This window comes from Sphingomonas mangrovi, assembly GCF_047975845.1.
Taxonomy (GTDB): domain Bacteria; phylum Pseudomonadota; class Alphaproteobacteria; order Sphingomonadales; family Sphingomonadaceae; genus Sphingomonas.
Map to the genome: position 1 here is coordinate 62,883 of NZ_JBIUCZ010000008.1, position 12,159 is coordinate 75,041.

Here is a 12,159-nt window from a genome sequence, read left to right on the forward strand (position 1 = left end):
GAGACCCCGACGATGACCCGTATGCTGCTGCTCGCCGGCGCCGCCCTCGCGACGATGGCGAGCGCCCTTCCCGCCGAAGCGCGCGACCTGTGGACGCCGGCCGCGGCCAAGACCTGGTACGGCAAGCAGCCGTGGATGGTCGGCGCCAACTACACCAACCGCGGCGCGATCAACCAGTTCGAGATGTGGCAGGCGGATACGTTCAATCCGCAGCAGATCGACCAGGAACTCGGCTGGGCCGAGGACATGGGCATGAACGTCATGCGCGTCTACCTGCACAACATGCTGTGGGAAAACGACGCCGCGGGCCTCAAGCAGCGGATGGACCAGTTCCTCCAAATCGCCGACAAGCACAACATCCGCATCATGTTCGTGCTGTTCGACAGCTGCTGGGACCCGAACCCGGTGGCCGGGCCGCAGCACCCGCCGATCCCCGGCGTCCACAACTCGGGCTGGATGCAGGCGCCGGGCGCCGCGCGCCTTGCCGACACCACCCAGTACGACAAGCTGGAAGCCTATGTGAAGGACGTCGTCGGCACGTTCGCCAACGACAAGCGCGTGGTCGCCTGGGACGTGTGGAACGAGCCGAACAACGACGGCGGCGGCGGCGGCTCCTACGAACCGACGCCGAACAAGAAGGCGCTGGTCGCAGGCCTTCTCGGCCAGGTGTTCGACTGGGCGCGCAGCGCCGACCCCACCCAGCCGCTCACCAGCGGCGTGTGGATCGGCGATCATTGGGACAAGCAGGAGACGCTCGACGCGGTCGAGCGCATCCAGCTCAGCCAGTCGGACGTGAACAGCTTCCACGACTACAACTGGCCCGAGCAGTTCGAGACCCGCGCGAAGCAGGTGCTGAGCTACGGCCGGCCGGTGTTCTGCAGCGAATATATGGCGCGCGGCAACGGATCGACCTTCGACGGGTCGCTGCCGCTCGGCAAGAAGTACAACATCGCGATGTTCAACTGGGGCTTCGTCGACGGCAAGACCCAGACGCGCATGCCGTGGGACAGCTGGAAGAAGCCGTACACCTATGAGGAGCCGACCGTCTGGTTCCACGAGGTGCTGCGCGCCGACGGCACCCCCTATCGCAAGGCGGAGGTCGACCTGATCAAGCGTCTGACCACCGACGCGAACGGCACCCGCCGCCGCCGCCGCTGACCCGTTCCGCCGGAGCCGCCACACGATGCGGCTCCGGCGTTTCTCATGAGCCCCCGCCAACCGAAGAAGTACAGCCGACGACGCTAATGTGACAAAGCGTAGCTATCAGCGGCCTATTTATCATACTTCTTGATCCGCTTGTCGGCTTCCCGCATACCTCCCCGAAGGCAGCGCTGAACACGCCTGCCGAAGGATCATTCCACCCGCGCGTGCGCAGATACGCCGGGTTTCGGGGGAGGATTATCGATGGCACGTTTCCATTCGCCGCTTCGCGCTGCTCTGCTCACGGGCGTCGCCCTGTTCGCGGCAGCGAGCGCCGCGCAGGCGCAGGACCTGCCCCAGGACACCAGTGCCGCAGCGCCCGCCGACGAGGCACCGGTCGACGGCGAAGTGGTCGTCACCGGCATCCGCGGCAGCCTCGCCCGCGCGCTCAACGAGAAGCGTGCCGCCACCAACATCGTCGACGTGATCAATGCCGAGGACGTCGGCAAGCTGCCCGACCAGAACCTGGCCGAGGTGCTGGAGAACGTCTCGGGCATCCAGATCGACCGCGCGCAGGGCGTCGGCAGCAACGTGTCGATCCGCGGATCCTCGCAGAACCTGGTCCTCATCAACGGCCGCGCCACCACGCCGGCGGGCGACGCGCGCGGCGGCATCAACTTCGGCGATGTGCCGGCCGAGCTCATCGCCTCGGTCGCGGTGACGAAGGTCGCGACCGCCGACCAGCTCGAAGGCTCGGTGGGCGGCATCGTCGACCTGCGCACCTATCGTGGGCTCGGCCTGCGCGAGCCGATCGCGACGATCCGCGCGGAGACCGAGTACGCCGAATATTCGGACAGCTTCAATCCCCGCGTCTCGGCGGTGTTCGGCAAGAGCTTCGACACCGGCATCGGCGAGATCGGCGTGGTGCTGTCGGGCGGCTACAGCATGCAGGAGGTGCGCGAGGACGCGCTGAACGTGCGCTACACGCCGCGCACCAACATCGACCTGGACGGCGACGGCACCGCCGACCCCTATTTGCGTCCGAACTACGCGCAGCAGTTCAACACCGTGCGCAAGCGCGAGAACAAGTCGCTGACCGGCTCGGTGGAGTGGCAGGCGGCGCCCAGCCTCAAGCTGTTCGTCGACGGCACCTACATCGACCAGTCGATCACCGGCAGCGAATACGGCGTCTTCTTCCACCAACCGAGCGACATCGCCGAGCAGCCGAACCTTGCCAGCGCGACCATCTCCGACCGCAGCTCCAGCGGGTTCGACTATCGCCAGATGACCGACGGCATCATCTCCGACACGCGCCTGCGCAGCCGCAACAACAGCCCGGCACGCTTCACCACCTCCTACCTCGCGGCCGGCGGCGGCGAATGGGAGAAGGGCGACGTGAAGGTCCGCTTCGAGGTGAGCCGCGCCGGGTCGGACAGCGACGAGGCCGGGTTCGAGATGGTGTCGCAGTACAGCGATCCGGCGAGCCCCAACTTCGGCAACGAACGCGGCAAGATCAGCCCGCCGATCCTGTTCGACCTGTCCGAGGACGACCTCTACTACGCGCCCGATCCGTCGAGCCCGCTATGGGCGAACCGCGCCAACCCCGGCTATTGGCAGGCATTCATCGCCCGCGACAATGCCACCAAGTTCCGCAACGTCGAGAACGCGCAGCGCATCGACGTCGAATGGACCACGGACCTCGGCCCGCTGCGCTCGATCGAGGTCGGCGGCCGGCTCAACCAGGCGGACTCCGAGCGCGAACGCTATACCCAGGCGTCGCGCACCTTCCCCGGCTTCACCGCCGCGGACCGGCCCGACCTGTTCGGCCTCGCGCAGGACGACGTGTTCGAATCCACCGGGCGCCAGTATATCGGCGGCTTCATCGCCCCCGCCTCGGTCACCCTATCCCCGCAGGCGGCCCGCGCGGCGTTCGGCCTGCTGCCTGACGCGCCGCTCGACGCCGCGGCCTCGTTCCGGGTCGAGGAACGCAGCGTCGCCGGCTATGCCAAGCTCAACCTCGACACCGAAGTGGGCGGCATCGGCATTCGCGGCAATGCGGGCGTCCGCTACGTCCGCACCAAGCAGACCACGATCGGCAATGCGATCAGCGAGGGCGCGATCACGCCGGTCGAGGACAGCCGCACCTACGACTATTGGCTGCCGAGCGCGATGCTCGCGATCGAGCCGCGCCGCGACGTCGTCGTCCGCGCCTCCTACGGCAAGTCGCTGCGCCGTCCGGACTTCGCCCAGCTGTCGCCCTCGGTGAACTTCCCGCTGGTCGGCGACGTCTATGTCGGCACCGGCAACCCGGAGCTGCGCCCGCAGACGGTCGACCAGTTCGACGCCGCGGTCGAGTGGTACTTCGACCGCAACAGCCTGATCTCGGTCGGCGGCTTCTACAAGAAGTACCACGATCTGGTGTCGACGGTGTCGATCGCGCCGACGCTGATCGATCCCAACGGCAGCCGCTTCGATCCGAACAACTGCGGCAACGGCATCTTCAACCCGGTCGCGGTCGACCTGACCGGCAACCAGGGCGTGTGCGTCGGCATCAACCAGCCGCAGAACACCGGCGGCGCAACGCTGAAGGGCGTCGAGGTCGCGTTCCAGCACAGCTTCACCTACCTGCCGGGCTTCCTCGACGGGTTCGGCGTCATCGCCAACTATACCTATCAGGACGGCGATCGCGACACGACGTTCAACGCGCCGGGCTTCCTGACCGGCGGCACCACCCCGGTCGCACTCGCACTGCCGCTGCGCGAAGTGTCGAAGAACAACTACAATTTGACGCTGTTCTACGAAAAGTACGGCCTCAACGCGCGCATCCGCTACACCAAGCGCGATCCGTTCCTGCGCACCGAGGCGACCGATCTGTCGAACAACCTGCCCTGGTACCAGGACGATCGCGCGCAGGTGAACGCCAGCGTCGCCTACGACGTGAACGACCGGTTCGGCATCACCTTCTCCGCGATCAATCTCACCAACGAAATCAGCGTCGAGCGCGCGATCTTCGCCGACGGTCCGGTGGGCCAGCGGCGCGCCGCCGACCGTCGTTTCGTGCTAGGCTTCCGCGGCCGCCTGTAAGGAGTTTCGCCATGTCGGACCAGAACACCGCCAAGCAGCGGCTGCGCGCCCTGCTTTCCACCTGCCTGCTGATCGGGCTCGCCGCGTGCAACACCGCCACGCAGCCCGACGCCACGGCGGAGGGCGATGCCCCCGCCACCGCGCAGAACCATCCCAACGTGCTGCTGATCCTGGTCGACGATCTGAAGCCCGCGATCCACGCCTTCGGCGATCCGGTCGCGGTCACGCCGAACATCGACCAGCTCGCGGCGCGCGGCACACGCTTCGACCTCGCCTTCGCCAACCAGGCGGTGTGCGCGCCCAGCCGCATCAACCTGATGACCGGCGCCCGCTCGACCTCCACCGGCATCTACGATTTTGGGCAGAACCTGCGCGAGTATATGCCCGACGCGGTCACCCTGCCGCAGTATTTCAAGGCGGCGGGCTACACGGCCGAGAGCATCGGCAAGACCTTCCACGTCGGCCACAACACGGTCGGCGACCCGCAGAGCTGGTCGCGTCCGGCGTACAAGGATCATGTGATCGAGTACGTCTCGGCCGAGGGCAAGGCGGTGGGCAAGACCCGCGAGGCGGCGCTGTTCAACGAGTTCGAGATCCCGAAGGGCGATGTGTGGGACTATGCCCGCACGCTGAAGCGTGGCATCGCCTGGGAATCGCCGGACGTGCCGGACGAGGCCTATGGCGACGGCCGCGTCGCCGCCAAGGCGGTCGCACGGCTCGGCGAACTCGGCGAGTCGAAGCAGCCCTTCTTCCTCGCGGTCGGCTTCGCGCGGCCGCATCTGCCCTTCTCGGTGCCCAAGCGCTACTGGGACCTCTACGACCGCGCCAAGCTGCCGCTGCCGCAGTTCGAGCGGATGCCGGAGGGCGCCCCCGCTTATGCCGGCAAGGTCGGCGGCGAGATCAACGCCTATGCGCCGATCGACGAGAAGACGCGCGAGGCGAACTATCCCGAAGCGCTCAAGCGCACGCTGATTCACGGCTATTACGCGGGCGTGAGCTTCACCGACGCGAACGTCGGCAAGCTGATGGCGGCGCTCGACCGGTCCGGCCTGTCCAAGAACACCATCGTCGTGCTGTGGGGCGACCACGGCTATCACCTGGGCGACCACGCGATCTGGACCAAGCACACCAACTACGAGCAGGCGACGCGGCTGCCGCTGCTGTTCGCCGGTCCGGGGATCGGCGCGGGCAAGGCGACGCGCCAGCCGGCCGAGACGGTCGACATCTATCCCACCCTCGCCTCGCTCGCCGGGCTCGGCCGGCCAAGCGGGCCGCAGCCGATCGACGGCACCGACATGACGCCGGTGCTGCACGATCCGGCCAAGCGCCTTCGCGGCTACGCCTACCACGCGTTCAACCGCCCCAACCGCCTCGGCCAGGCGGTGCGCACCGAGCGCTACCGGCTGGTGCGCTGGACGCATGAGGGCACCGGCGAGCGCGCCTACGAGCTCTACGACATGGTCCGCGATCCCGGTGAGACCCGCAACATCGCCGCCGAGCAGCCGCGCGTCCGCGCCGAGCTCGACGCGCTGATCGAGCGCGAGCCCAAGCCCAAGTCGGTCAACCTCCGCGAGCAGCGCGCCCGCGCCAAGCCCACCAGCTGACCCCTTCTTTCAGGAGCCACGATCCATGACCCTGATCCGACGTCTCGCGGGCGCCAGCGCCCTCGCCACGGTGCTGCTGGCGACCGCCCCTGCCGCCGCGCAGAACGCCCAGCCAAGCAAGGAGCTCGGCGCCAAAGTCTACCAGTCGCAGCTCACCACGGAATGGGGGGAGAAGGTCACGCCCGACAACGCGTGGCGCAGCTATCCGCGCCCGCAGATGCGCCGTGCCGACTGGCTGAGCCTCAACGGCCAGTGGGACTATGCGATCACCCCCGCGACCGCGCAGCGCCCGGAACGGATGGACGGCAAGATCCTGGTGCCCTTCGCGGTGGAATCGAAGCTTTCGGGCGTCGGCCGCGCGCTGCGCCCGGACGACCGGCTGTGGTACAGCCGCAGCTTCACGGTGCCCGCCGGCTGGCAGGGCCGCGACGTGCTGCTGCACTTCGACGCGGTCGACTTCGAATCCCACGTCTGGGTGAACGGCGTGCTGGTCGGCTCGCACAAGGGCGGCTCCGACCCGTTCCGCTTCGACGTGACGCAGTATCTGCGGCCGGGCGAGAACACGCTGGAACTCCGCGTGTCGGACCCGACCTCGACCGGGCAGCAGCCGCGCGGCAAGCAGCTGCTCGAGCCGCAGGGCATCTGGTACACGCCGGTCAGCGGAATCTGGCAGTCGGTGTGGCTGGAGCCGGTGCCCCGGCTGCATATCGAGAGCCTGCGCGCCACCCCCGACATCGACCGCGGCACCCTCGCGGTCGAGGCGCTGCTGAGCGGCGATGCGGGCGACACCGACGCGATCCGCCTCACCGCCCGCGACGGCGGCCGGGTGGTCGCCACCCGCGTGGTGCGTGCCAACCGCAAGGCCGAGCTGGCGATCCCGAACGCGCGGCTGTGGTCGCCCGACAGCCCCACCCTCTACGACCTCACCGCCGAGCTGGTGACGGTCACGCCGCCGCTGGGCGACGCGAAGAACCCGCACGAGGCGCGCCGCCGCATCCGCTTCAGCGCGCAGGAAGACCGGCTCTATGCCGCGGCACCCGTGACCGGCGCGGTGCGCGACAAGGTCGACGGCTATTTCGCGATGCGCAAGATCTCGATCGGCGCCGGGCCGGTGCGCGGCCAGCCGGCGATCCTGCTCAACAACAAGCCGCTCTTCCAGAACGGCACGCTCGACCAGGGCTGGTGGCCGGACGGGCTGCTGACGCCGCCGTCGGAGGAGGCGATGGTCAGCGACATCCACTTCCTCAAAAAGGCCGGCTTCAACATGCTGCGCAAGCACATCAAGGTGGAGCCCTCGCGCTTCTACTATGATGCGGATCGCCTCGGCATGCTGATCTGGCAGGACATGCCGTCGAGCGGTTTCGAGGACCAGCACGTACCCTCGGAGGCGCAGTACGAGGCGCCGCGCTCCCCCGACGCGATCGCCCAGCACCAGCTGGAGCTGACCCGCATGGTCCAGCACCTGTCGGTGTTCCCGTCGATCGTCACCTGGGTGGTCGATAACGAGGGCTGGGGCCAGTACGACAGCAGCACGCTGGCGCGCCTGGTCAAGGGGATGGACCCGAGCCGCATCGTCAACGCGGCGAGCGGCTGGATCGACAGCGCGCCGGAGGCGTCGGACCTGCTCGACATCCACACCTATGAGGAGGTGCCCAGGGCGCCCGCCGCCACCAGCGCGCGCGCCATCGTGATCGGCGAATATGGCGGCATCGGCCTGCCGATCGACGGCCATCTGTGGCGGGTCAGCAAGCGCAACTGGGGCTATCAGGCCGCCAAGTCGCAGGAGGATTATCTCGCCCGCTACAAGCGCAAGTTCGACGAGGTGATCCGCCAGAACCGCGAGCTCGGCCTGAGCGCGGCGGTCTACACCCAGACCACCGACGTCGAGGACGAGATCAACGGCCTGCTCACCTACGACCGCAAGCGGGCGAAGGCACCGGCGGAGTCGATCGCGGAGATCGCCGCGCCGCTCGGCCTGCCCCAGGCGCCGGCGCAGCCGTAATGGCGCGGACGGCCGGCGGCGGATGGTGCGCGACGCTCGTCGCCGCGCTGGCGCTCGCCGGCTGCGGCGACCGCGACGGGGGCGGCGGCGGCGAGGCGGCGAACGAAGCGGTCGCCGCCGCTCCCGCCCCGCGCCAACCAGTCATCCCCAAGCGCGTCGCTACCTGCGGTCCGGTCGACGATGCACCGGTCGCGATCGCGGGTGGCAGCTTCGTGATGGGCGAGGACGCACGCTACCGCGAGGAAGGGCCGCCCAAGCGGATCACCGTCAGCGGCTTCCGCATCGATCCTCACGAGGTCACCAACCGCCAGTTCGCGCGCTTCGTGAAGGCGACCGGCTACCGCACGGTCGCCGAGCGGCCGCTCGACCCGGCGCAGTTCCCCGATGCCACCCCGGAGCAGCGCCAGCCCGCCTCGGCGGTGTTCACCACGCCTGCCCGCCCGTCCAACGACTATCGCGACTGGTGGACGCTGCTCCCCGGTGCCTCGTGGCGCAAGCCGTTCGGCCCTAACGGTCCGGACGCGCTTCCCGACTATCCGGTGGTGCACGTCGCGTTCGACGACGTGCTCGCCTATGCGCGCTGGGCGGGCGGGCGACTGCCGACCGAAGCCGAGTGGGAGTTCGCCGCCGGCGCCGGCGCGCCGGCCGGCAAGGAGCAGCCGACCGAGGCGAACAGCTGGCAGGGCGTCTTCCCGGTGCGCAACCTCGCCACCGACGGGCACGAGGGGCTGGCGCCGGTCGGCTGCTTCAAGCCCAACGCCAACGGGCTGTACGACACGATCGGCAACGCCTGGGAATGGACCGCCGACGCTTATGCACCCGGCCACGACCCCGATCGCCCCGACCACGATCCGCGTGGCCCCGCCGAAGCGCGCGCCTACGATCCCGCCAACGGCGTCACCCTGTCACGGGTAATCAAAGGCGGCTCGTTCCTGTGCGCCCCCAACTACTGCATGCGCTACCGCGCCGCCGCGCGCTCGCCGCAGGACAGCGGCCTCGGCACCAGCAACATCGGCTTCCGCCTCGCCTACGACGACTAAGCCGGTAGATGCTGGCTAACCTCGACCAAGGGCGTTCCGGCCCCCAGCCGGCCAACACGCCCGGTACATGTTTGCAACACCAATCGTTTTTATAAGACTTTACGGTTGAGGGGCGGTCCGGCGAGGCGTACAGGCTGCCGCTATCCAGCAGCGGCACCGATGGCCACACGCTGCGGTTCAGGAGAGAGTTCATGCGTCCGTCAGTCGCGCTTTCCGCGTCGATCCTCGCCCTCGTAGCGGCCGGTCAGGCCCACGCCCAAGACACGCAGGCAGGCGCCACCCCGCCCGACGCGCAGGACGCCACCCAGGGCGTGGAAGCGCAGACCACGGCCGGCTCGCCCGCCGAGGCGCCCGACGTCGCGGGACAGAGCGCCACCACCGGTGGGGACGCAGGCTCCGAAATCATCGTGACCGGCATCCGCGCCAGTCTGGCGCGCGCGGCCGAGATCAAGCGGTCCGCCGCGCAGGTGGTCGACTCGATCGTCGCGCAGGACATCGGCAAGTTCCCCGATCCCACCACAGCCGCCGCGCTGCAGCGTGTGCCGGGCGTGCAGGTGACCGTCGGCGGCAACAACGAGATCGTCAGCCCGCTGGTGCGTGGCCTGGGCGACATCCTCACCACGCTCGACGGGCGCGAGATCTTCACCTCGGACGGCCGTGGCTTCGCGTTCCAGGATCTGCCGGCGGAGGCGATCGCGCGCGTCGACGTCTACAAGTCGAACACGGCGAACCTGATCGAGGGCGGCGTCGCCGGCACGATCGACCTGCGCCTCAACAAGCCGTTCAACTACACCGATCCGACGATCGCGATCAGCGGCAAGCTCAACTATCCGTCCAACACCGAGAAGCTGGGCCCGCAGGTGAGCTTCCTCGCCACCGACCGCTGGGACACCGGCATCGGCGAGATCGGCGCGCTGCTCAACGTCTCCTGGTACGACATCCCGTACAACCGCCCGTACAACTATGTCGCAGAGCGCCGCGCGGGCAGCGGTAGCACCGCCGGCATCCTGCTGCCGATCTCCACCGGCGGCCTCAACGAATATGGTCGCTACCAGCGCCCGCAGGCGAACGGCTCGATCCAGTGGCAGGCGACGCCCAGCCTGGAGATCTATGTCGACGGTCTCTATTCGGCCTATCGCAGCAAGTTCTCGACCGGCTTCTACGAATATCGCCTCGGCACCGCGCAGAGCGTGAGCGACATCGTACGGACCGACAACTGCTTCACCGCGAACGTCGGACCGGAGGGGTTCAATCCGAACGCCACGACACCCCAGAACGAGATCACGCAGCAGGAACTGTGTGGCTTCTCCTCGGCGACCTTCAACAATCTCGAGGCGTTCAGCTCGACCCAAGCGCACAACAACCGTACCGATACCTGGCTCGCGGCCGGCGGCTTCCGCTTCGATCGCGACCGGCTGAAGGCGAACGTCGACGTCAGCTACGAGCGGTCGATCGTCAACAACGAGAACTTCATCGTCGACATCGGCAAGCGGGTGCCGACGGCGACTCTTGCCCTCACCAACGACGACAACACGGCGACGATCACGGCGCCGGGCAATCCGATGGCGGATGCGACCGGCCTCACCTTCATCAACTCGCTGTTCCAGGACTATGTCCGGTCGAGCGGCGGGCTGTTCGCGGTGAAGGGCGACGCAAGCTATGAGGTCGGCTCGATCCTCAAGACGATCGAAGTCGGCGGTCGCTTCGCCGATCGCACCGCGCTGTTCCAGCAGGTGCAGTTGGGCGTCCAGCCGCCGGGCGGATCGTTCACGACGCCGATCACCGCGGCGGACCTGCCGCTCACGCTGGCACCGGGCATCCCGCAGATCAACGGCGGCGCGCCATTCCTGCTGCCGTCGCGCGATTATCTGCTGTCGAACGCCGGTCAGGCATCGCTGCGCAACTTCTTCGGCGCGCCGGACGGTCAGCCCGCCTTCGATCCGACCCGCGAGTTCGACGTCGGCGAGAAGAGCTACGCCGGCTACGTCCAGGCCGGCTACGAGGTCCCGTTCGGCAGCGGCCCGGTCGTGCTCGACGGTAAGCTGGGCGTTCGCTACACCCGCACCGATCGCGACATCACCGGCACCGGCATCGTGAGCGGCACGCCCGTCACCACGACCGCGTCGAACAGCGACAGCGACTGGCTGCCCAATGCCAGCGCTCGCCTGCAGCTGGGCGGCGGACTTCAGCTGCGCGCCACCTATGCTCGCACGCTCGCGCGGCCGTCGTTCGGATCGCTCAACCCCGGCCTCAACTACATCATCTCGACCAACCCCAACATCCGCAACGGCGGATCGGGCGGCAATCCGGACCTGCGTCCGCAGAAGTCGGATAGCTTCGACGCCACGCTCGAATACTACTGGAACGACGGCTATTTCGCCGTCGCCGGCTATTATCGCGACATCAAGGACCGCGTGATCAACGGGGTGACCGCCGAAGAGATCGACGGCATCGTCTACAACATCTCGCGTCCGCGCAACGTCGGCGCCGCGAAGCTGAAGGGGATCGAGGTCAGCGGCCAGACCTTCTTCTCGTTCCTGCCGGGCGACCTCGCCGGGTTTGGTGCGTTCGGCAACTTCACGCTGGCGGACTCGGAAGTCAGCGCCGGCGACCGGCTGTCCGGCTACACGCTGCAGGGCGTATCGAAGTACAACTTCAACGCCGGGCTGCTGTACGATCGCAACGGCATCTCCGCCCGCGTGGTTTACACCTATCGCTCGAAGTATTTCGACGAGGATCGCACCGGCGCGGGCGACGTCCGTCCGGTCGGCACCACGACCTGGCTGAACTACGTCCGGCCGAACGGCCGCCTCGACTTTAGCCTGGGCTACGACCTGAACAAGAACGTCACGTTGACGGTCGAGGGCAGCAACATCCTGCGCTCGCGCTACCGCAGCTACATCAACGACGACTTCCTGTGGCGCGACACGCGCACCGACGACAGCCTCTACGCGGTCAGCGTCCGCACGCGCTTCTGATCGCCTGATCGAGCGTTTCCCGCGGTGCCGGCGTCGGTCGGCACCGCGGGCGCTTGCCCCGCCCCACCGGCAAGCTCAGCACAGCTCGACGTCGGACACCTCGACGAACGCGCGGAGCCGTTCGACCACCATGTCGATCGGTTTCTCCGCGGGCGCCAAGAAGCCGATGCGGATGCGCAGGTCATCCTGCGCCATCTCCGCTTCCAGCGATCGCAGCGGCAGGTCGTGCACCGCGAGGAGGTTGATCACCCGCAGCAGCATCGCGGTGGATGCCGCGCCGGTGATGGCAAGACATCGCTCCGCCATGTGCG

General features: G+C 68.2%; 7 protein-coding genes. 6 read left to right on the forward strand and 1 reads right to left on the reverse strand.

The annotated features are described in order from the left end of the window. Positions 1–12 precede the first annotated feature (12 nt). The 6 genes from ACBY01_RS06105 (at position 13) to ACBY01_RS06130 (ending at position 11,848) form a co-directional block, all read left to right on the forward strand. Positions 13–1,158 carry a cellulase family glycosylhydrolase gene (locus ACBY01_RS06105; RefSeq protein ID WP_416459893.1) on the forward strand — a complete coding sequence of 382 codons (1,146 nt, stop codon included), beginning with the start codon at positions 13–15 and terminating at the stop codon, positions 1,156–1,158. Positions 1,159–1,404: 246 nt separating this feature from the next. Beyond that, the gene (locus ACBY01_RS06110) at positions 1,405–4,224 is read left to right on the forward strand and encodes a TonB-dependent receptor (RefSeq protein ID WP_416459894.1); all 2,820 of its coding nucleotides are present in this window, start codon (positions 1,405–1,407) and stop codon (positions 4,222–4,224) included. Positions 4,225–4,235: 11 nt separating this feature from the next. Beyond that, entirely contained in the window at positions 4,236–5,828 is a 1,593-nt protein-coding gene (locus ACBY01_RS06115) for a sulfatase (RefSeq protein WP_416459895.1), read from the forward strand. A gap of 25 nt (positions 5,829–5,853) precedes the next feature. Further along, entirely contained in the window at positions 5,854–7,830 is a 1,977-nt protein-coding gene (locus ACBY01_RS06120; RefSeq protein ID WP_416459896.1) for a glycoside hydrolase family 2 protein, read from the forward strand. Then, on the forward strand, positions 7,830–8,870 hold the full coding sequence (locus tag ACBY01_RS06125; protein ID WP_416459898.1) for a formylglycine-generating enzyme family protein: 1,041 nt from the start codon (positions 7,830–7,832) through the stop codon (positions 8,868–8,870). Before ACBY01_RS06120 ends, ACBY01_RS06125 begins: the two co-directional genes overlap by 1 nt. 191 nt (positions 8,871–9,061) lie before the next feature. Then, positions 9,062–11,848 carry a TonB-dependent receptor gene (locus tag ACBY01_RS06130; RefSeq protein WP_416459899.1) on the forward strand — a complete coding sequence of 929 codons (2,787 nt, stop codon included), beginning with the start codon at positions 9,062–9,064 and terminating at the stop codon, positions 11,846–11,848. A 75-nt stretch (positions 11,849–11,923) separates the two neighbouring features. Here the strand turns inward: ACBY01_RS06130 and ACBY01_RS06135 are convergent, their stop codons facing one another. Then, positions 11,924–12,154 (reverse strand): hypothetical protein, encoded by a 231-nt coding sequence (locus ACBY01_RS06135; RefSeq protein WP_416459900.1) that lies wholly within the window; start codon positions 12,152–12,154, stop codon positions 11,924–11,926. Positions 12,155–12,159: the final 5 nt, after the last annotated feature.

What these genes read in the sequence shown, in the direction of transcription:
- ACBY01_RS06135 (WP_416459900.1), bottom strand. Translation starts at nt 12,154, where the DNA reads ATGGCGGAGCGATGTCTTGCCATCACCGGCGCGGCATCCACCGCGATG.
- ACBY01_RS06105 (WP_416459893.1), top strand. Translation starts at nt 13, where the DNA reads ATGACCCGTATGCTGCTGCTCGCCGGCGCCGCCCTCGCGACGATGGCG.
- ACBY01_RS06125 (WP_416459898.1), top strand. Translation starts at nt 7,830, where the DNA reads ATGGCGCGGACGGCCGGCGGCGGATGGTGCGCGACGCTCGTCGCCGCG.
- ACBY01_RS06115 (WP_416459895.1), top strand. Translation starts at nt 4,236, where the DNA reads ATGTCGGACCAGAACACCGCCAAGCAGCGGCTGCGCGCCCTGCTTTCC.
- ACBY01_RS06120 (WP_416459896.1), top strand. Translation starts at nt 5,854, where the DNA reads ATGACCCTGATCCGACGTCTCGCGGGCGCCAGCGCCCTCGCCACGGTG.
- ACBY01_RS06130 (WP_416459899.1), top strand. Translation starts at nt 9,062, where the DNA reads ATGCGTCCGTCAGTCGCGCTTTCCGCGTCGATCCTCGCCCTCGTAGCG.
- ACBY01_RS06110 (WP_416459894.1), top strand. Translation starts at nt 1,405, where the DNA reads ATGGCACGTTTCCATTCGCCGCTTCGCGCTGCTCTGCTCACGGGCGTC.